The organism is Vibrio sp. EA2, assembly GCF_033042495.1.
In the GTDB taxonomy this organism is placed as follows: domain Bacteria; phylum Pseudomonadota; class Gammaproteobacteria; order Enterobacterales; family Vibrionaceae; genus Vibrio.
In genome coordinates this window covers 576,642-597,952 of record NZ_JAWLID010000003.1, presented here as the reverse complement: position 1 = coordinate 597,952, position 21,311 = coordinate 576,642, and the positions used below count along the sequence as shown (strand labels likewise).

At 46.5% G+C, this 21,311-nt stretch carries 14 protein-coding genes; 7 read left to right on the top strand and 7 right to left on the bottom strand.

All coding sequences use genetic code 11. The annotated features are described in order from the left end of the window. Positions 1–285: 285 nt before the first annotated feature. The 5 genes from RXX31_RS10655 to dalD form a co-directional block, all read right to left on the bottom strand. Positions 286–1,743 carry a DUF3360 domain-containing protein gene (locus RXX31_RS10655; RefSeq protein ID WP_317589261.1) on the bottom strand — a complete coding sequence of 486 codons (1,458 nt, stop codon included), beginning with the start codon at positions 1,741–1,743 and terminating at the stop codon, positions 286–288. A gap of 343 nt (positions 1,744–2,086) precedes the next feature. Next, positions 2,087–2,740: a hexitol phosphatase HxpB gene (gene hxpB, locus RXX31_RS10650; RefSeq protein ID WP_317589260.1), complete on the bottom strand. Its 654-nt coding sequence runs from the start codon at positions 2,738–2,740 to the stop codon at positions 2,087–2,089. 58 nt (positions 2,741–2,798) lie between these two features. Further along, complete coding sequence (locus RXX31_RS10645; RefSeq protein ID WP_317589259.1) at positions 2,799–4,073, bottom strand: MFS transporter; 1,275 nt, start codon at positions 4,071–4,073, stop codon at positions 2,799–2,801. Positions 4,074–4,190: 117 nt separating this feature from the next. Next, on the bottom strand, positions 4,191–5,651 hold the full coding sequence (gene xylB / locus RXX31_RS10640; RefSeq protein WP_317589258.1) for a xylulokinase: 1,461 nt from the start codon (positions 5,649–5,651) through the stop codon (positions 4,191–4,193). Between the two features lie 9 nt (positions 5,652–5,660). Next, positions 5,661–7,028, bottom strand: coding sequence for a D-arabinitol 4-dehydrogenase (gene dalD / locus RXX31_RS10635; protein WP_317589257.1), 1,368 nt, complete (start codon positions 7,026–7,028; stop codon positions 5,661–5,663). A 234-nt stretch (positions 7,029–7,262) separates the two neighbouring features. Here dalD and RXX31_RS10630 point away from each other — a divergent pair, with 234 nt between their 5' ends. Further along, the gene (locus RXX31_RS10630; protein ID WP_317589256.1) at positions 7,263–8,204 is read left to right on the top strand and encodes a sugar-binding transcriptional regulator; all 942 of its coding nucleotides are present in this window, start codon (positions 7,263–7,265) and stop codon (positions 8,202–8,204) included. 146 nt (positions 8,205–8,350) lie between these two features. Here the strand turns inward: RXX31_RS10630 and RXX31_RS10625 are convergent, their stop codons facing one another. Beyond that, positions 8,351–9,250, bottom strand: coding sequence for a diguanylate cyclase (locus tag RXX31_RS10625; RefSeq protein WP_317589255.1), 900 nt, complete (start codon positions 9,248–9,250; stop codon positions 8,351–8,353). 376 nt (positions 9,251–9,626) lie between these two features. On the opposite strand from RXX31_RS10625, the gene RXX31_RS10620 reads away from it, so the two are divergent. Next, positions 9,627–9,806, top strand: coding sequence for a hypothetical protein (locus tag RXX31_RS10620; RefSeq protein WP_317589254.1), 180 nt, complete (start codon positions 9,627–9,629; stop codon positions 9,804–9,806). 200 nt (positions 9,807–10,006) lie between these two features. Here RXX31_RS10620 and RXX31_RS10615 read toward each other — a convergent pair whose 3' ends face one another. Next, positions 10,007–11,551 (bottom strand): sensor domain-containing diguanylate cyclase, encoded by a 1,545-nt coding sequence (locus RXX31_RS10615; RefSeq protein WP_317589253.1) that lies wholly within the window; start codon positions 11,549–11,551, stop codon positions 10,007–10,009. 451 nt (positions 11,552–12,002) lie between these two features. On the opposite strand from RXX31_RS10615, the gene RXX31_RS10610 reads away from it, so the two are divergent. From RXX31_RS10610 to RXX31_RS10590, 5 genes are all read left to right on the top strand, one after another. Continuing rightward, on the top strand, positions 12,003–13,460 hold the full coding sequence (locus RXX31_RS10610) for a circularly permuted type 2 ATP-grasp protein (protein WP_317589252.1): 1,458 nt from the start codon (positions 12,003–12,005) through the stop codon (positions 13,458–13,460). Next, the gene (locus RXX31_RS10605; RefSeq protein ID WP_317589251.1) at positions 13,460–14,404 is read left to right on the top strand and encodes an alpha-E domain-containing protein; all 945 of its coding nucleotides are present in this window, start codon (positions 13,460–13,462) and stop codon (positions 14,402–14,404) included. Before RXX31_RS10610 ends, RXX31_RS10605 begins: the two co-directional genes overlap by 1 nt. Continuing rightward, the gene (locus RXX31_RS10600; RefSeq protein ID WP_317589250.1) at positions 14,401–17,748 is read left to right on the top strand and encodes a transglutaminase family protein; all 3,348 of its coding nucleotides are present in this window, start codon (positions 14,401–14,403) and stop codon (positions 17,746–17,748) included. The genes RXX31_RS10605 and RXX31_RS10600 overlap by 4 nt, the downstream gene beginning before the upstream one ends. A 103-nt stretch (positions 17,749–17,851) precedes the next feature. Further along, positions 17,852–20,425 (top strand): circularly permuted type 2 ATP-grasp protein, encoded by a 2,574-nt coding sequence (locus tag RXX31_RS10595; protein WP_317589248.1) that lies wholly within the window; start codon positions 17,852–17,854, stop codon positions 20,423–20,425. Next, positions 20,422–21,303: a transglutaminase family protein gene (locus RXX31_RS10590; protein ID WP_317589247.1), complete on the top strand. Its 882-nt coding sequence runs from the start codon at positions 20,422–20,424 to the stop codon at positions 21,301–21,303. Before RXX31_RS10595 ends, RXX31_RS10590 begins: the two co-directional genes overlap by 4 nt. The last annotated feature ends 8 nt before the right edge of the window (positions 21,304–21,311 follow it).

Sequence of the window (21,311 nt, the reverse complement as noted above, 5' to 3'; positions counted from 1 at the left end):
CATACAACGTCGTCACGCTCTCAGAGGTAAATAAATTTACGCTATATTACTGATTTAGTAATAATTTATATTGTTTCAAATTAGTATGGAGCAAATGAGTCTGGCTTCCACCACCAGCAACTGGTATTCCAGGTTTATCAATTTTGTCCGTTATTTTATAAACCGGCATATCGCTTGGTGGTCAATCAGCGAACTCGTCAATACAAGAAAGAAGTGGACAAGAGTAGAATAGGAATGAGAGAAGGCATAGGTGGTAACCAACTATGCCTTTAGAGCGAGATGATATTAACCGATCAGAGCAGGAATCCCCGGAAGCTGACCAACGACAGCAAGGGAACCAGCACACACGACAAAGGCGGCGCCAGGAATCAGATATTTATCTTTGCTCGATAGCTCGTTGGCACGCTCATGGTCGCCGATAAGTCCTAGATTATCCAGCAGCATAGTTATTGCCCAGCCAAACACCGGGTTAACGAATGCACAGGCAAAAATACAGATACCTGCACTGAGTGAATCTTTATGCTTATGGACCATCTGCATACCCGCTTCAAGAAGTGGCAAGAATACACCTACAATGAGCGCAACGCGTAGAACAGGCTCCCACATCGCTAGATCCATTGGGTAACCAATTACTGCCGCGGCAATACACATTAAACCCGTTAACAGCGCACCGCCTGGAATAGGACGTTTGGCAATTGCGGCAGGAATCATGTACGTACCCCAAGAAGAAGCGAGGTTACCGCCACCTAATAGCGAGCCAACCCCCTGACGAACAGACGCTCCGACCATAGTGTCGTCGACATCCATTAGTACGCCTTTCGCTTCTTTTGGATAGTTAAGTTCTTGAAAAACACGATGACCGAGGTAGTCAGGCGACCACATAGCTACAGCTAGCAGAGCAAATGGCGTAACGGCAATAAAGTGCTCTAGGGTTGGCCAGCCTAGTTGCCAGCCAGTATTTTCACCCCACCAATAGAATGGGCTGAAATTAGGCAGGCCCGGCTCAGTGGAAAAAGCAAACTCAGCCCCCATCGCATAAGCGACAATACCCGCGAGTGCAGAACACAGTGGGATTGCCAACCAACGTTTGTTGATCTTGGCTAAGTAGGCATAAACCATAATGGTCAGACCAATGACTACAAACGAGATGTAACCTTGGTCCGTACTTGCAGCCCACGCCTCAGTCTTATTAATCTGTCCGAGTAACCCAACGGCGCCGAGGTAGATGAGCAACCCACCACGAACCCCGATTCCAGTGAGGGTCATGAGTTTAGACCCACCTTTGGTAAGAGCGAGAATTAAACCAAAAGCACATACCATCAACCCAAGAGCCAGAGGATGTCCCCCTGCTGCAGCAATCATAGGAATCAGCGGTATCATGGGGCCGTGGGTACCAGCCAAGTTTGCGTTCGGGTTTAGGATTGCAGAAAACAGGATAACGAACAGAGCGCCCGCGATAAGCAACTCGTAACGCACGTTTTCTGCAACGAACTCCGGAGATAAGCCGAACTGAACAGCAAAAGCAGACACCATGGCGGTTACCATAACCACTTTACCAATGGTTGCTGCTAATGCAGGTACCCAGTCTTCGATTTCAATACTGTAATCACGTGATGGCAAATGAATACCCCAGCGACGAAAGCTCATGATGGTTAAATCATGATTTAGAAAGTCTTCTCGGTTTTCAAATTCATGCGGTTTTTTGCGCACATCCCTGTAAAAGGTCTTACTTGCGTCAGACATTGAGTTATCCTTTTTATGTTTCGAAGTTGAGCTATGCCAACTAGAGCTTCGCTTGGTTTGGTATACAGACCTTCAACCAATACGAGACGACATCCTTGGCGCTACCGAGCACCTTTATTGATATGAGCTTATTAAGCATGTGTTGCTATCGGTAGGAATATTAGACATTAGTAAAAGGACAACAAAAATCTCACTTATCAAACAAAAATTTAACATTAGATTAAAGAGCGCTGAGCTTTCTTGAGTCATTTTCAAACAGCAAGACAAATGAGGGACGGTCATAACACCAACCAGTGTTTGTATGCTAAAACCGACGCTTTTCTGGGGAAGCTAAAAGAGTTAATTATGCAACTAGGTTTGCATAGTTTTGTACAACACAATCTAAATTGGCATAACGTCCATCTGCGATAGAAAACTTGCTTTGTTGATAATATGGAGAAACCAAGTAAGTCGTCATGTTCGCTCTCTTCGCGGCAGTCAGGCCTGTAAAGCTGTCTTCAATGACCAAGCATTCAGTCGTACCGATTTGTAACTTACGTGCTGCAGTTAAGTAAACATCTGGTTGGGGTTTGCCATACTCCTCATCTTCGGCACTGCAAACAACACTGAATTTATCCCACAACTGTAGGCGATCGAAGACCGCTTTAATCACTACGTGGTTAGACGATGTCGCTAATGCAATCTTTAACCCTTGGCTGGAAAAATAATCTAACGCTTTGTAAACGCCGAGCATCGCCGCTCCATCAGTGGCAATAAGCTGACACAACTTAGTCAGAATCAGGGCTTCCAACTCTTGCGCTGAAACGGACAGTGAATAAGCTTCGCACCAAGTACGCGCTATCTCATCGACACGCTTCCCCATCGTCATCTGTTCACAATCTTGACGGGTTATCCCAACACCAAAGCCCGCAAGTGATTCCATCTGTGCCTGTTGCCACATTGGCTCAGAGTCAATGAGCACCCCATCCATATCAAAAATAACGGCTTTTAAATTCATACTTACCTCAAAAATAGAAAGAGTATGGCAGCCAAAACCACTGCCATACCCAAGTTTGCTACACTACGGTCGCTTTATTTTCACCAACAAATGTCGGTTCAAATCCTGGTTGCTCGACCTTAATCAAATAGGTGAAGAAAAAGGCCAGTATGTACAGCGCGGTATAGGCAACGACCACACCTATTGTGCTGAAATACGGTAGCAAGACCACCGCAATGGCTGGCGCAAGAAAGTTAGACAATCCGGCCGACAAGTTATAAACCGAAATCGCCGCACCTTTGTGGTTAGGCTCTAGCGCAGGAAATACCGCTGCCATCGGAACAAATGCCGCTACGAAGATCCCCAGAGAAATGGCTGGGATCAACGCCATATAAAAGTTGTTGCCGAAATGCTGAGGAATGTAATAGAACGCAAGACTGGAGAGTGCCATTCCTATACAGCCAAACCAACGCACCACTTTCATCCAGCCCAGTTTTTCTCCCATGATGCCCCAGAAAACGTTAGAAAAAATGGTGGTAAAGAAGAACACTGCCCACACCTGAAGCCAGTCGGATGTGGTAAAACCGAGATCATCAACAAACATCATCGGCATAATGACCGCAAAACCAAACAGTGACAGGGTATTAATGATGCGTACAAAACATGAATAGAGTACGTTTTTGTTGGTATAGAGTAACGTCACTGCACGGCTCAGTTCGGTTAGCTTCTGCTTGGTAGTCAAGTTATGCATGTGCGTTGGTGTTTTCACATTACGCAAAGCAATCATCGCGATCAGACCGCCCGCAGCACAAAATGCCAGCGATAACCACAAAGTGCCAAACTCACCAATCCAAGGGATGGTAAAGCTAGGAATATAACTACCAGCAACACCGATACCAATCGAATAGACCGTCCAGAACCAGCCAAGTGCCGAGCTTACGCCATCACTACGAACGTTATGTACGATTACCACGATAAACGAATACAGGAAAAGTGGATAAGCAAGGCCACGAATACCGTAAAATAGCAAAATCAGGGCGTAATTTGACTGGCTTAATCCAAGCGTTAAGAACAATACATGGAAAATACACCAGAGCATAAAACCAATTTTCATCGTTTTCTGCGGCGTAATGATTTCCGCTACAACACCGGATACCCAGGCGGCCAACGCAGCAGCCAGCCCGTAGAGCGTGAAGGCAAAAGAAGACTGAGCTGGAGTAAAACCAAGCTCGGTAATGTAGTGCGACAGAAATGCCAGTTCAAAACCATCACCCGTCATAAAGATAGCGATGGCGATGTATCCCCATATCAGATTGAGCGGCAATCCAAGCCACTGTTTACTTGCGTTTTCCATATATTCCTCGTTTCGTAGGGTAAAGGAATCCCACGCCCCCTCCTTTTTCTTTTTTGGGGGGGCGTAGTCCATTTTTAGTTGTGATGTTCTTTCTAAGTTGACTCTTAACGGCCAGTGTTACGACCGCAGAGTCAAATCGTTTTGGTAAAGGGCGCGAAAACGTGAATATCGCTCGGCCAGTCCTGACTCACGCTCGACATTAGGTTGATAAACACGGTGAATTTCAGGCTTTTTACAGACTTCATCCACCGATTTCCCTGACGCCAGGCAAGCCAGTCGAGCCGCCCCTAACGCCCCACCCGTTTCACCACCTTTGTGAGTGATCGTTGGCAAGCGAAGAATATCCGCGAGTAACTGTGCCCAATACGAACTTCGGGCACCGCCCCCCACCAATGAACACTGTTCAATGTGCGTACCACTTTCTTGCAGAACACGCAGACCATCTGCAATACCAAAGCTCACGCCTTCGATCACCGCATAGCCAAGTAAGGCGCGGTTGGTGGAATGGGTCATGCTGTGGAACATCCCCGTGGCATCCGGATCGTTATGTGGTGTGCGTTCACCAGACAGGTACGGTAAAAAAAGTGGCGCTTTGGCTTTATCTTCTTCACTGAGCTGTTCAATCTCTTCCAACAACTCCACTTCCGTTGTGCCTACTATGCGGCAGAACCATTGAAGACAACTAGCAGCACTTAGCATCACACTCATTTGATGCCACCGCTGTGGTAAAACATGACAGAACGCATGCACTGCAGACTCAGGTGCAGGACGATACTGATCGTTGACGACAAACAGCACTCCGGAAGTACCGAGAGAAATAAATGCGTCACCCGGACTGACCGCCCCAACGCCGATAGCACTTACCGCATTATCACCACCGCCACCAGCGACGATGACTGATGGGCTGAGTCCCCATTTATGGGCCAACTCAGCGGACAGCGAAGCCGATACCTCACAGCCCTCAACCAGTTCTGGCATTTGCTCACGGGATAACTGACATTTGTCGAGCAGAGAATCTGACCAATCGCGCTTAGCGACATCCAACCACAAAGTGCCAGCGGAATCCGACATATCAGAGACCTTTCGTCCGGTCATTTTGAAACGCAGATAATCTTTGGGTAGCAATACTGTGCTGATGCGAGAAAAGTTTTCCGGTTCATGCTTACGAACCCAAATCAACTTCGGAGCCGTAAATCCCGGCATCGCAAGGTTCCCTGCAACGTCATGTAACTCAGGTGCTAGCGCTTCAAGTTCCGTACACTCTTCGTGACAGCGTGTATCGTTCCATAAAATTGCAGGACGAATAACATCACCGAGATTGTCCAACAGTACTGCACCGTGCATTTGCCCGGACAAACCAATCGCTTTAATTGCCCCCCAGTGTTCAGTGCATTTCTCACGTAGCGCACCAATCAGATAGTTTGTTGCTTCCCACCACTCCTGCGGTGCTTGTTCTGACCAATGAAGATGCGGACGTTGAATCGTCAGCGGTGCGCTGTGAGTCGCAACCGTATCGCCTTGCTCATCAATCACCAACGCTTTCACTTCTGAGGTGCCAAGATCTATACCTAGATACATGCCCACTCCTTATTGAATCATTGAGTAAGCCGCTGCAATCTTCTCTCGCAGCAGTGTTTCGAAATCCGCACGCTCAGCCAGCTCGCCAAACAAAGCGACATCCTGCGCGTAGACAGCGATCGGGTCTTCAGCATCAAACATGCTATGCACGGCATTTTCATCAAGAATGCCATCCTGATATTCATAAGGCAGTAAACCTTTGTGCCACTGGTGCATAAACACAAAGAACAGCGCTGGCAGCATCGCGGTCGCATTCGGCGTAACACCACGCTGATAACATTCAATCATCGTCGGCGTGATCATGGCCGGAATTTTGGAGAATCCATCCGCTGCCACTCGTTGGTTAGTGTCTTTAATGTAAGGGTTGGTGAAACGCTCTAAGACCACTTCAAGGTATGTCGGCAAGTCGATACCATTGTCACCAAGGCAAGGAATCACATCCTGACTCACGTAATCATGCGCGATCTTGTAGATATAATCCGTTAACGTACTTTCGTGAATGAACGACTGGCCAACCAATGTTCCAGCCCAGGCAATACAGCTGTGCGAAGCGTTCAAAATGCGGATTTTCGCCTCTTCATAAGGAATGACCGACTCCACCATTTCCACACCCACGTTTTCCAGCGCAGGTCGAACGTCTTTGAAACCATCTTCAATTACCCACTGGATAAAGGTTTCTCCCATTACCGGCGCATTATCTTCAATGCCAGTTTGCACTTTAATACGATATGGAAGGTCAGCAGCTGGACGAGGGGTAATGCGATCCACCATGGTGTTTGGACACGTCGTGTTTTCCTTCATCCAGGTCAGCACATCCGCTTTACCAGTCAGAGTCAGAAATTCCATTAGACCATCTCGGAATCGCTCACCATTGTGGCGCACGTTGTCACAGTTCAGCAAAGTCACCGGTCCAGCGTTGTCCGCTATACGGCGTTCAAGGATTTTCGTCACTGTACCGTAAATGGTTTGGTGACCACCTTGCAGATCTTCGCTTAACACTGCGTTATCGACATCCAGAGAGTGGTCCGTTTTCAAGTAATACCCCCCTTCAGTAACAGTAAAGGCAATCACCTTCGTCTCAGCTTTCGCACCTTCATTAATCAGCGGTACCAAATCTTCCTGCCATGGGAGTAATGTCTGAATCGACTTGATGACTTCATATTCACGCTCACCAGCAGGACTAACGGTCTCTAACACATATTCGCCGTTTTGAGCACGTAGAGTATCAACGGTTGCTTCTGCGTCATTACGAATGTTACCTGCCGCGATGTGCCAGCTTTGATCACCGGATTCCAGCAATTTGTGTAGGTACCAGGCTTGATGCGCGCGGTGAAACGAACCCAGACCGATGTGAAGCCACGTATATTGGTTTTTCATGATATTTCCTCGTTTTTGTTTGATGTTGTCACTCTATTCGATCAAAACATCAATTAACGAGCTATAGATCAAAAATGAACAAAAGACCATTAAATGGTTTTTTGTTCATTTTTAGATAATTGACAGGTGTTGCACTCAACAAGAGTTAGAGAGAAAATAGCGGTTCTAGATGCGATGGTGGGCCGAATAAAGCCATTGAGATAAGTGCAGCAAGCTGAATAATAAGGAATACTTGTGGCTAGAGATGATAGTTTTAAAACCGATCAGATGGTTCGTGCCGCCTGGATGTATTACATCTCTGGTCGAAATCAGCGCGATATAGCGTCTGAACTTGGCTTATCACGTCCTGTTGTCCAGCGCTTAATTGCAGCAGCTAAAGAAGAAGGCATTGTCTCTGTCGGTCTGCACCATCCGATCTCTACGTGTTTAGACTATGCGGAACTGTTGAAAGAGAAGTATCAATTGGTGGAGTGCAATATCGTGCCAACCACCAGCGATGAGGAAACACTCGATAACGTTTCATTTGGCTGCTTTCAGCTAATGTCAAAATATGTAAAAGACCAGCAAGATCAAATCATTGGTATAGGCTCTGGTCTAACACTCAAAAAAGCCATTAAACGCATTAATTTTGAATCTCCAAACAGCAAGTGTGTCGCCTTAATAAGTGCGATGGGCGTCGATGGTCAGTGTAACTACTATGATGATGTACCGCTGATTCTGGCGCGAAAAATTCAGGCAAACTATTACCAATTACCCGCCCCACGCTACGCTACCTCTTTTGATGAGCTTAAAGTTTGGACCGGCATGCGTGTATTCAAAGAGGTATCCAACATTGCCGACAGTGCCAATGTGATTTTCCTTGGCATCGGTTCACTGAGCAAAGCCAGCCCTATCATTAAAGACGGTTTCATTTCTACAGATAAGGCTGATGAGCTTAATCAGCAAGGTGCAGTAGGAGAAATTCTCGGCCGCTTTATCAATGCACAAGGCGAGGTAATTGAGTGCGCAATCAACACCTTCATAACCAGTTACGACATACGTGACAACAACTGTCCTCGTATTGGTGCTGCTTGTGGTGAAGATAAACGCCCGGCTATTCTCGCCGCGCTAAGAGGACACTGGGTGAATGGTTTAGTTACTGATGAAGCGACAGCAAGATGGCTTTTAACCCAATAATTAAAACGTTAAGTTTATTCAGTTTCGTGTATGGCACTTGTGCACTCAAGCGCGCGGTAAATCGGATGAATATAAAATTTGTCCGTAGAGTAGCTTGTCGCTAAGAAGATAAATCTTAAATGATTAAACCTGGACGTTTCCTCATCCTATCTAGACGTCATGCTTGTATCCCAGTAACAGCAACGGTTGCGTCCCGCTTTTTTGGCAGCGTACATTGCTCTATCAGCCCTATCGATTGTTTCCTCTACGCTGACATTGGGTTCAAGCATAGCAATCCCAAAAGAAGCAGTGACATTAAGAAGCTTTGTGGAATCACCATCAATCTCAATGGCAGGGATGTTAGTGCGTAATCGCTCAACGACATCGAAAACGGCCTCTCTATTCGTTGTCGGAAAAGTAAGCAAAAATTCTTCTCCACCGTATCGATACACTTTGTCATAAGGCCGCAAATGTTCCTTGATGTGACGTACCCAAGCCACTAATGCCTGATCCCCGACAGCATGACCATAGGTATCGTTAACGGATTTAAAATAATCTAAATCCATCAATACAATACCGCATTCCTGAACGCCTCGTTTAACCAGCTCGCGTGTTGCTCTCAATTGAGTGAGCATACTGATACGGTTTTCAGCTCCAGTCAGGACATCACGGTTGTTGATCGACTCCTCCAGTTCTTTTTTGAGGGTGCTGACTTCCATTTGCAGCCGATCTGAAGCTTTGTGAAAGTTATCGTAATCTATTGATGAACATGGTTCTAAATGGGTAGAAGTGAGCAGTAATCGGCCGGCGTATTGATGCAATTGGCGATGCTCATTTTCAATCGCCAGAAATGCCGGATGCTCCCGAATGGTCAATGGTAAAGACCCATAATACCACTGACCAAAACGGCAATGGCAGTGTGCATCCTCCAACACGTCTCGGCTATCAAAAGGTAACTGACACACAATGGAACGAATGATTTCCTTAGACCATTGTTCATGATTATAAATAGCTTGCTCCAACTGCTGCAATGCCGCCTGTAACGCATCCCTGTCCATATTGAGCATAATTGTCACCTGTCACTTAGGAGGAACTATTTTCAACGTGAGTAAATATACCCCTCTATCAACATTATGAGTTCTGTTTAATATTTAATCTAGTTAAGCAGCTGTAACAATTAGGATGGACTGTCAACTAACCTAAGCGGAAATACCACCTTATAAACAATCATACTAATTTATAACACCTTCACATGTAAACGGTTACATTCTTCATTGACACACCGTTAAGTGTTAATACAAACTACCAGTGAAACTACTGGCATACACTTAATTTGCATATAAATTATAAGGCTATTATTGATTTGTTTTTGTTATAAATTTGAGTCTTGATAGCTCTACTCGCTGTGTATGGACGATTTATTTATACAAAAAGTTCAGGGATATGAAAAAAACAAAAGATACAGTTGGTCAAGGTAACAGTAGTAAAGCTCAACAGCGGCTACCCGAGATTGAAGGAGAAATGAGAAGAGCTAACTTACTTGAAACCATTCAAAATAAACGTAGAACGCAACTACTAAAAATAATTGAAGAAAAACACAAACGCTATCAGAGCCCACAATAAAAATGAGTGTTCTGTTCGCATAAACTGCCATAATACAAAAATCAGTTGCATTAAGCTGTGAGCATAATGAGTTACCATCGCAACCTAATTCATACCATACTGTTTAATGCAACTCGCAATGTCCGGCTCATACGGACATTGCACCTTCACTTTTACTCTCTAATCAAAGCGTGCCGGCAACTCAATTAGACGACGCTACCTCAGTATTGAACTGCCGTTTGATTCCTACCATTGCGTTTAGCTTGATACAGCGCATCGTCAGCATATTTAAGAACCGCATTAATAGGTTCATTGGTTCCATCCCAATGAGACACTCCGACCGAAATCGTTACGTTTCCAACAGTACTAAATTGATGAGATTCAACCGATTTTCTTACTCTTTCCGCAACCACAAATGCCTGATCCACGTCGGTTTTGGTCAAAAAGACAATGAACTCTTCTCCACCAGAGCGACAAACCACATCCCCTTTTCTCGCCTGATCCTGAATCAAAGTCGCGACACTTTTTAATAACGCATCTCCCGCATCATGGCCGAAGGTATCATTCACTCTTTTAAAGTAATCAACATCTAGGGCAAGTACAGAAAATGGGGTATTTTTCTCTCGGAGGCTTTCTACCGCCTTATCTAACCCTCTGCGATTCAATAAGCCGGTCATCGCATCGGTCAAGGTGTCTAAGTGAAGCTGATCAATGGTGTTAGAGACAATGTTCATTGCACTCAAAAAGCTACGTTTTAGATAACTGGCTTCAAAATACCATGGTTTAATCTGCGTAAAATCATTCTCGTCCGATGTATGGCTCTCTAAGTTCTTAACCGCGCTTGCCAATTGCCACAATGGTTTAGATATGAAAACAGAAGAGACCCATATGAGTAAGAGGGTTAACGCGCCAATCGGAAGTGTTTCAAGAAACACTCGCCACATTTGGTCATCAAGCGAGGATAGTGTCAGGCTTTTTGGTCTCTGTACGACAATACCCCACCCTGAATGCTGTACTGGTGCGTATCCGGCTAGCATCTCAACGCCCAGAGAGTTGACAATATCTAGTTGCCCCTGATTTCCCTCAATAACGGCATTGATTGCTTCATTAGTGACGATTTTCTGCCCCACTCTGCGTTCATCGGGATGATAAATCAGCGTGCGGTTTTGGTCGACAACATACAGATAAGAACCATCTTTGTAGCTATGCTGACCTAGTAAGGTCATTAGTATATTTTTTTGTTCGAGGTAAATGGTGCCGGCAACGTATCCCAGATACTCACCCTTGTTAGAGAAAATTGGGTATGAAATGCTGGTTAAATAGTTACCTGCAGGAGAGACAAACGGATCGGTAATGAGTGGGGATAGCGAATGCAGAGATTGACTCTTCAAACGAACGCCTTTTATTTGCAACGCTTCTGGCGAAACAGAAACGATTACCCCTTCCGAATTGACGATGACAACAGAGTTAAAGTAATTCGTTTGGAGTCTTAAGCGATCAACTTCTCGCTCCAAGATATCTGCATCATTCATTTCCGTGCTGAGGGTACTTGCACTGTATTCAAGCTGAGACATCGCAGATTCAATGAAAGCATCCGTCATTTGCGCCATTTTCTCAGCGTAAACACGATTGGATTCCATTGTATTGCTAATAATGAGATTGTGCTGCACTCGATAAAGTGAGTAAAAAGCATTAAGTAATGTAACAACAACACTGAACACACATAGAATCAGGATTAGCTTTCTTAAATTCAATTTGTCCCACATCTACCTATTCTCGACCACGTATTCTATGAATGCATTGCTTAATCTAAACGTTCGAGACAAAAGCTGCAACTGATATGCAACTAATAAAGACAAAAGAATCAAAACCTTATTTTTTGTATAGAATAATTAAATCGTTAGCCATCTAGAAAAACATCTCTAAGCAGTAAAGTGCTTCCACCTTAGTCTGTTGCTTTAACCCTCTCGACTAAAGTCATTTTTGTAATATTTATTATTGATGACACTTTAATTTCCGGTCTGTTATTTGCTTTCCTTATTATAATTGTAATGAGTTAGATGCATGCTTATGCAATAGCTAAAGAATAATACTAATCAAAACAGAAACATCAACTCGTGCCGGTCTCTTTCTTTGTATATAAAAAGTGGCTGCTAGGGATAAAGGTGAAGTACGGCCGGGAAATGAGTTTCAAAAGCTAGAGGATGGATCCCCGCTATGAGCAAATTAACCGATGGTTATGACTGTGGTGAGTATTTTGATGAACTCATCGACAACGAAGGTAAATACAGAGATTCGTCGTGCAGACTATTGAGCTATATCGATAGCTTGCCTGCTGAAGAACTGAATAAACGTAAGCTGGCGGCAGAAGCGACCATTCAGGAAATGGGCATCAGCTTTACTGTTTATACCGAAGAGGGCAACATAGACCGTGCATGGCCGTTTGACATTATTCCAAGAACCATTGATGCCAAAGACTGGGAAGCTGCAGAAAAAGGCTTAAAGCAGCGTCTTACCGCACTCAACCGGTTTATCGACGATCTTTATCACGATCAAAACTGCATAAAAGACGGCATTATTCCCGCTCATATCATTAAAGAATCGAAAAATTTTCGCCCTGAGTGTGTCGGTGTCTCTCCCCCTTTTGGTGTCTGGGCGCATATTTGTGGCACCGATTTGGTGCGAGCTGATGACGGACAGTTTTATGTGCTGGAAGATAACCTCCGTGTCCCTTCAGGCGTTTCTTATATGCTGGAAAACCGAGCCGTCACGAAAAGGGTGTTACCAGAGCTGTTTGAAAACGACAATATCAGAAAAGTGGACTCCTACCCTTCTCAGCTTCTGGATACGCTACAAGCGCTCTCACCAAGAGATATTCCGCGACCAGAAATCGTCGTTTTAACCCCTGGCATCTACAATTCAGCCTATTTTGAACACGCTTTTCTCGCCCAACAGATGGGCGCAGAGTTAGTCGAAGGCGGAGACCTCTATGTAGGCAAAGACGACTGCGTCTACATGAAAACCATCTACGGACCTGAACGTGTGGATGTGATCTATCGCCGCATAGACGACATGTTTTTAGATCCTGAAGCATTCGACCCAGACTCCATGCTTGGTGTTCCTGGATTGATGCGAGCATGGAAAAAAGGCAACGTTGCACTCGCTAACGCACCAGGCGCTGGTGTTGCAGATGACAAAGTGGTTTATGCATACGTGCCACAGCTTATTAAATATTATCTGGATGAAGAACCTATCCTGCCTAATGTAGAAACCTTCTTGTGTGAAAATAAAGACGACCGGGAATACGTGCTAAAAAACTTAGATAAGCTGGTTGTAAAGCCAGCCAACGAATCTGGCGGCTACGGCATGTTGGTTGGCCCTCATTCCAGCAAAAAAGAACAGGCCGTTTTCGCCGAGCTTATTAAGAATAACCCTCGCAACTATATCGCACAGCCGACGCTAAAGCTCTCTACGGCACCGACTCTGATAGAAAAAGGAAAACTGGAACCGAGACACTTGGACCTACGCCCTTTTATTCTGCAGAGCAAGAAAACCTACGTAACCGCAGGAGGCCTCACCCGGGTCGCAATGAAAAAAGGCTCGCTGGTCGTCAACTCCTCTCAGGGTGGCGGTAGTAAAGATACCTGGATCGTAAAAACAGAAGGAAACAAGTAATGTTATCAAGAGTTGCTGAACGACTGTTCTGGAGTGCCCGATACCTGGAACGAGTTGAAAACATCGTCCGTCTGATCAGTGTTTACGATGAACTATTATTTGACTTACCAAAGGATGTTCGCATCTCGTGGTACAACCTGATAGAGATAAGCGGCAGTGTGCCTGAGTTCACTAAAAAGTATAAAGATAAGAGCGAAAGAAACGTTGTGCGCTTTTTGCTTGCCAGTGAAGATCATCCAGGCTCAATGTTGTCTTCTCTTAAGATGGTACGCGAAAATATACGCACAACCCGGGATGTTGTCCCTGAAGAGATGTGGGAGCTTGTCAATGAGCTTGATATCTATGCCCGTAAGAACCTGCAAAAAGGTATAAACCGAGGCGACCGATACGACTATCTGAATACTGTGCTCGAAGGATGCAGAAAGATCATTGGCTTACTAAGCAATGCGATGAGCCGAGATGCCGCCTGGAGTTTTATCATTATGGGTCGTTATCTCGAGCGTGCGGACATGAATACTCGTATTCTGGATTCCGCCGTCAGTCTGAAGATAAAAGCCTTACCGGAAGAAGAAGTTCTGCTGGAACAGATTATCTGGCCAAAGGTACTCAAGTCACAAAGCGCCTATCAAAATTACCTGCGTACCATGCGCTGCGGTATTGATGGCGTTAATACCACGACCTTCTTACTTACCGACGAAGATTTTCCTCGTTCACAGGCTTTTTGCCTCAAGCAGATAAAGAGTGCGGCAATGTACCTGCCACGACACGAAGAGATTATCTTACACATAGAACAGTTGTTGGATACCACCTACAGCATTGAGCACAACGAAAGCATTTGTCAGGAGTTCAGTAATTACCTGAACGATATACAGTTAGCACTGATCAACCTTCAGGCAGAAATTTGTGAAACTTGGTTTAACTTTAATCACGGAGAAGCGGCATGACCATACGTGTAGCTATCCAGCACAAAACCTCGTATAAATTCGACCGTGACGTAAAGGTATCGCCTCACCTTTTAAGGCTGAGGCCAGCCCCTCACTCACGCACTCATATTCACGGTTATTCTCTTAAAGTAGAGCCAGAAGAGCACTTTGTTAACTGGCAACAGGACCCATTTGGTAACTATCAGGCCAGGTTGGTATTTCCGGAAAAGATGCGCGAGCTGAAGTTTGAGGTGGAAGTCATCGCCGATATGACGGTGATTAATCCGTTCGACTTCTTTATCGAAGAGTACGCAGAGAATTACCCGTTCAAATACGACGCGCTCTTGAGCGAGGAATTAGCACCTTATTTATCTGTTGCAGAGTCTAGTAAAGAACTCGAGCAGTGGCTGGCGGATGTCGACCGCAGCAAAAAGCGCATTGTCGATTTTCTGGTCGAGCTAAACAGCAAACTGGCTGGTCAAATAGAATACGGAATTCGTATGGAGCCGGGCGTGCAGACATGCCAGGAAACGCTAACCCTGAAAAAAGGTTCCTGCCGCGATACGGCTTGGCTGCTGGTTCAAATCCTGCGTAGCCTTGGGCTGGCAGCGCGCTTTGCGTCCGGTTATCTGGTTCAGCTGACCTCTGACATAAAATCGTTAGACGGCCCTTCTGGCCCGGAAGAAGACTTTACTGACCTGCATGCCTGGTGTGAAGTTTATTTGCCTGGAGCTGGCTGGGTAGGTCTTGATCCGACTAGTGGCTTATTTGCCGGAGAAGGACACATTCCGCTCGCCTGTACCGCAGACCCTATCTCCGCCGCACCGATTACTGGTGCGACCGACGAGTGCGAATGTGAATTTGAATACAGCAATACAGTGATCCGAATTCATGAAGACCCGCGCGTGACCAAACCATATACGGATGACGAGTGGGAAAACATCAAAGCACTTGGTTGCGCGGTGGACGAACAGCTGGATGAGATGGACGTACGCCTGACTATGGGGGGTGAACCGACGTTTGTCTCTATTGATGATATGGATTCAGCGCAGTGGAACACAAAAGCACTGGGCGCGGATAAGCTCAAACTGGCAAAAGATCTGCTTATTGGACTGAAGGACAAATTCAACACCCATGCACTGCTTCACTATGGTCAAGGTAAGTGGTATCCGGGCGAAGAGTTACCGCGATGGGCACTTGGCTGTTTTTGGCGTACCGATGGCGAAGCGTTGTGGCACGACCCCGCCTTGCTGGCACGGGTGGACAAAAACTACCAACACACTATCGAGGATGCAGAACGTTTTGGACAGCTGCTTTGTGAACGGCTGGGAATAAATTCTCAGTACTTGCAACCAGCCTATGAAGACTCGCTTTACTACCTCTGGCTAGAGCGATCCCTACCCGAGTCCGCCAACCCGAAAAAAGCTAAGCTGAGTGATGACTTGGAGAGACGCCGCCTCGCCAAACTGCTTGGACGTGGACTGGAGAGCATCAGCGGTTATGTACTTCCGGTTTCCTTTGACGGACAAGGCTGGCAGAGCTCACTGTGGCCAATGCGAAGTGATGTGATAACGCTGATCCCCGGAGACAGCCCGATGGGATACCGACTTCCGCTCGACTCTCTGCCGCAGGTCAGCGAAGAGGAAATACCGCCAGAACGCGACCCATTTGAAGCCAGAGAGGCACTGCCAGTCTATTCATTAACGGATAGTGTTGCGCAACGACAGCAACCTCAGACATCACAGATAGAACAAAGCAAAGATAACACAAAGACAGTTGAAGTGATCCGTACTTCAATTTGTGTCGAGCCAAGAGACGGCCGATTGCATCTGTTTTTACCGCCGGTGACTCATCTGGAGCACTATGTCGAACTCATCTATCACATAGAAGCGACAGCCAGTGCCCTCTCTATTCCGGTGGTCATTGAAGGTTACGAACCACCGAAAGACCATCGTTTACAGAAGTTCCTTATCACACCCGACCCGGGCGTGATCGAAGTTAATATTCATCCTTCGAAAAACTGGCAGGAGTTAGTTGAGAACACCGAAATTCTCTATGAACAGGCGCATCAGTGCCGTCTTGGCACAGAGAAGTTTATGTTGGATGGTCGTCATACCGGTACCGGTGGCGGTAACCACATTACACTTGGTGGCCCGACACCAGCTGACAGTCCCTTATTAAGAAAGCCGGATCTGTTGCGCAGCCTGGTTAATTACTGGCAACATCACCCAGGGCTTTCTTACCTCTTTTCAGGCATGTTTATTGGCCCAACAAGTCAGGCACCTCGCCCCGATGAAGGACGAGATGAAGCGTTGTACGAAATGGAGATCGCGTTCCAGAACTTCCCTGAGGGGCTGGTTGATCAACCCTGGTTGGCAGACAGATTAATGAGAAACTTGCTGGTCGATGTAACGGGTAATACTCATCGTTCCGAGTTCTGTATCGATAAACTTTATGCGGCTGGCACCAGTAGCGGCAGACAGGGATTATTGGAATTCCGCGGTTTTGAGATGCCGCCGCACGCCAGAATGGCATTGGTACAAACACTGTTGCTGCGCTGTCTGGTAGCACGTTTCTGGAAAGACCCTTACCACAAACCCTTGATACGCTGGGGTACGACCCTGCACGATAAATTTATGATGCCTTATCACGTCTGGCAGGATATCAAAGAGGTTGTAGACGATCTTCAACGTCATGGGTTTCCGTTTAAGTTGGAGTGGCTGGCGCCATTTGAGGAGTTCCGTTTCCCACATTACGGCAGGCAGCAGATAGATGGTATTGAAATTGAGCTTCGCTGGGCAATTGAGCCTTGGCACGTTCTTGGAGAGGAAATCACTCAAACTGGCACCAGTCGCTTTGTTGACTCCTCGGTGGAACGTCTGCAAGTTCGATTGAGCGGGATGACAGAAAGCCGCTATGTACTTACGTGTAATGGCCGCCGTGTACCTTTGAAACCGACCGGCAGACAAGGGGAATATGTAGCAGCTGTGCGCTATAGAGCGTGGGCGCCACCGTCAGCACTGCACCCGACACTGAGAATAGACTCTCCGCTTGTATTCGATTTGATCGACACATGGAACGGCGTCTCTATCGGCGGTTGTACTTACCATGTGAGCCACCCGGGAGGAAGAAGCTATGAAACCTTCCCGGTTAACGGCAACGAAGCAGAAGCTCGACGGGTAAACCGTTTCTGGGATCATGGTTTTACTCAGGGGACACTGAACCCACCTCCAGAGTTCAATGCCCTACGCAGCTTCTATGAGAACAAGACGGCGCCGCGCCCGATGGCACCACCTTCAGAGGAGATATGCCACGAATACCCAAATACTCTGGATCTACGAAAACGAAGTCGTCGTATTGGATGAGCGAATCGCTAAAGTTGAATCATATATTCACCGCTGAGCTGGTTGTCCTTTCCGGGTGGTATATACTAGGCAATAACTCTCAAGGTAGTAGCATAAAGGTAATATGAGTCAATTCGTTTCAGACTACGCCGGGGCGGAAGAAGATCCGCCCCTAATTGGTCCTTATCAGGCAGCAAAAAAGGCCTACGATGAGGCGTATGATGACATCCAGCAAACCAGATTGCACTGGCAACCTCTCTTTACTCATCTGGATAAACTGAAAGATGGCCATCTGGAAGATTTACAAAAGCGCGCTCAGCGGATTCTGCGAGATGATGGCGCGACTTATGATCTGAAAAACGATCCACTCTCTCCGACCGTCTGGTCTCTGGACGTGCTGCCGAATATTATCGACCAGAGTGAATGGCAAGAGACAGAGAAAGGCCTGGCTCAGCGCTCGGAGTTATTTGATCTTATTCTGAAAGATATCTACGGCGAACAACGACTCATCAAAGATGGCGTGATACCGGCAGAGATTATTTATTCCCACCCTGGCTTCTTGCGCCAGTGTTACGGGATTGATATTCCAGGATTGAAAAATCTTATCTTCCATTCTATTGACCTTGTTCGCGACTCGGATGGTTCCTACGTTGTCATCAGTGACAGAACACAAGCACCTTCCGGAGCCGGCTATGCGTTAGAAAACCGCACCGTAATATCCAGAGTATTGCCATCGGTATTTCGTCGTAGCAATGTAAGACGCCTTTCCAGCTTCTTCCAGACCATGAAAAACACCCTCAGTCAGCTTGCGGCGCACAAAACCGACCCCCCAAGAATCGTGCTTTTAACCCCAGGTTCAGGAAGCAGTACCTACTTTGAACACACCTATCTGGCCAACTATTTGGGCTACCCTCTGGTGCAAGCCGGGGACTTAACGGTCAGAAGTGGCAAAGTATGGCTGAAATCCCTCTCTGGTTTAACGCCAGTCGATGTGATTCTGCGCCGCACTGATGACAATGACTGTGACCAATCCGAACTGCGACCAGATTCTTTCTGTGGCATTCCAGGGCTGCTCGAAGCCGCCCGAAGTGGCAATGTCGTGCTCGCCAACCCACTGGGTAGTGCGGTACTCGAATCTCCGGTTCTAATGGCCTTTCTGCCAAAGATATGTGAATACTTATTGGGTAAACCTTTGAAGCTACATAGCGTTGATACTTACTGGTGCGGTATCGATGGCACGATGGAGTTCGTAACACAGAATCTGCAAAACCTAATTATCAAGCCGGCTTACCGTAAAGCACACAGCAAAACCATTTACGGCCACTGTTTATCAGCGGAAGAAAAGGTAAAAACGCTGGAGATGATTAAGGCGAATCCGAAACAGTATGTGGCACAGACTTATATCCCAGGCTCTACGGTTCCTGTCTGTTCAGGTTCGAAAATAAAGCGCCGACATAGCCTACTGAAAGCCTTTACCGTCGCTGATGGAAACCGATACTGCGTGATGCCAGGCGCGTTAAGTCGTGTGACTCAATCAGATAACGACTATATCGTCACCAGTCTATCCGGTGCTCGTAGCAAGGATACCTGGATAACCGCCAATGAGCCGGACCTGACGCATCAGTCACTGCTCGACGAACCAGGCTTTCATGTTGCTCAGCATGGGAATGTGCCGAGCCGGGTAGTCGAAAACTTCTTCTGGTTTGGACGTTATGCTGAGCGTGCAGAGCTAAGCATCCGCCTGATGCGGGTGTTATTTAAACAACTAAATGGTATCGAAGAGCTATCATCACCGGCAAGAGATACGCTCTTAAAAGCTATCTCGTTGCAAACCAACTGCCTGCCTGGGTTCGTTGAAGGTAATTCCGAACTGCTCGAAAACCCAGAGGCAGAACTGGCCGATTTGGTGGTGAACGGCAACCGAATAGGCAGTATCAAATCCAACTTACTGGCCATGCTTTCTTGCAGTGATAATGTGCGAGATCGCCTGTCTGCCGACACCCGAATTGTACTTAACAAACTGCGTGACAACCTCAATGAGTTGGACAGAGCTTACGTCAGCGGCTTACCTGAAGCGCCAGAAGAATCGCTGGATAACTTGATGACCATGTTGTTGGCGCTGTCGGGATTGAGTAACGACAGCATGCTACGAGGGCAAGACTGGATATTTCAACAGATTGGTCAGCGTACCGAAAGGGCAATTCAGACCGCAAAACTATTCCAGTCGACTTTAAGCATCAAACTAGAGAGTTTACCGCAGCAACAAGTACTGGAATCCGTGCTCCTTAGTATGGAAGCACTCATTTCGTTCAGGAGACGCTATCGCACCAGAACTCGAGTCGCCTTTGGCCTGGATCTGTTAATGGTCGACCCTTCGAATCCACGTTCACTGGTCTACCAGACCGAAAAACTGAAAGAGTTTCTGGATATGCTGCCGGATAATCACACCTTTATTCCAGGTGGATTAACCAGCGAGAACAGGTTGATATTGCAAACGCTAAACGATATTCAGCTTACGGATTTAGAACAGCTATCGAAGGCAAACCCAAACAACCAGAGCAGAGAGGAATTTAGCGCTCTGATGAATAAGGTTATCGCGCAACTGGAGCAATTTACTTCACTGGTCAGCGATAAATACTTTGATCACACAGCTGGGCCACAACAGCTGATTAAACCCAAATGGAAATTGGATGTATGAGATACAAAGTTCAGCATAAAACGACCTACTCCTACAGTTCGCCAGTGACACTTTGTTATAACATGGCGCACCTGCTACCCAGGGATACAATAAATCAGCGCTGTTTTAACCGAAAGATTAGGGTGACGCCAAAGCCGTTGTACCAGAATGAAGGGCAGGATTATTTCGGCAACGAAACCTTTTACTTCTCCATTCAGGAGCCACATAAGGAACTCACCATAGATGTCACCAGCTTTTTGGAAGTCCAACCGCACAACTGGGCTGAAGTGATAGAAAACCATCCGCTTACCTGTGGTGAACTTCGAGACATTATGGCTCGTGCAGAAAGTGCCGAGATTAGGTTAGCGCAAGAGTTCTGCTTAGACTCATTGCAGATAAAGCGCTCAGAGAACCTCAGGCAATATGCACAAGAACTGTTTAGTGATCATCAGCCGGTATTAAAAGCGGCAATGGCGTTTACCCATAAAATATTTACCGAGTTTACTTTTGATCCGACCGCCACCGATGTCACAACGCCAACCGAGCAGGTTCTGAAAGAGAAACGAGGCGTGTGTCAGGACTATGCCCAGCTGGCGATAGGCTGTCTGCGATCGGTTGGTTTTGCGGCACGTTATATGAGTGGTTACATAGAAACCCTGCCGCCTCCGGGCAAAGAAAAACTCGTCGGTGCTGATGCCTCTCATGCTTGGTTTGCCATTTTTATTCCTGATCTTGGCTGGGTAGAATTTGACCCGACTAACGATTTGATCGCTCACGATCAGCATATCGTTACTGGCTGGGGACGTGATTATGCCGATGTTCCACCGTTGCAGGGGGTGATATTTGATGGTGGTGAGACACACAACCTCAGTGTGTCAGTGGATGTAGCCAGAGTCTGAGCCAGTTT

Coding starts and splice junctions, on each gene's coding strand:
- RXX31_RS10615 (WP_317589253.1), bottom strand. CDS start 11,551: ATGTGGGACAAATTGAATTTAAGAAAGCTAATCCTGATTCTATGTGTG.
- RXX31_RS10595 (WP_317589248.1), top strand. CDS start 17,852: ATGAGTCAATTCGTTTCAGACTACGCCGGGGCGGAAGAAGATCCGCCC.
- RXX31_RS10590 (WP_317589247.1), top strand. CDS start 20,422: ATGAGATACAAAGTTCAGCATAAAACGACCTACTCCTACAGTTCGCCA.
- xylB (WP_317589258.1), bottom strand. CDS start 5,651: ATGTATCTAGGTATAGATCTTGGCACCTCAGAAGTGAAAGCGTTGGTG.
- dalD (WP_317589257.1), bottom strand. CDS start 7,028: ATGAAAAACCAATATACGTGGCTTCACATCGGTCTGGGTTCGTTTCAC.
- hxpB (WP_317589260.1), bottom strand. CDS start 2,740: ATGAATTTAAAAGCCGTTATTTTTGATATGGATGGGGTGCTCATTGAC.
- RXX31_RS10610 (WP_317589252.1), top strand. CDS start 12,003: ATGAGCAAATTAACCGATGGTTATGACTGTGGTGAGTATTTTGATGAA.
- RXX31_RS10600 (WP_317589250.1), top strand. CDS start 14,401: ATGACCATACGTGTAGCTATCCAGCACAAAACCTCGTATAAATTCGAC.
- RXX31_RS10605 (WP_317589251.1), top strand. CDS start 13,460: ATGTTATCAAGAGTTGCTGAACGACTGTTCTGGAGTGCCCGATACCTG.
- RXX31_RS10620 (WP_317589254.1), top strand. CDS start 9,627: ATGAAAAAAACAAAAGATACAGTTGGTCAAGGTAACAGTAGTAAAGCT.
- RXX31_RS10625 (WP_317589255.1), bottom strand. CDS start 9,250: ATGCTCAATATGGACAGGGATGCGTTACAGGCGGCATTGCAGCAGTTG.
- RXX31_RS10655 (WP_317589261.1), bottom strand. CDS start 1,743: ATGTCTGACGCAAGTAAGACCTTTTACAGGGATGTGCGCAAAAAACCG.
- RXX31_RS10645 (WP_317589259.1), bottom strand. CDS start 4,073: ATGGAAAACGCAAGTAAACAGTGGCTTGGATTGCCGCTCAATCTGATA.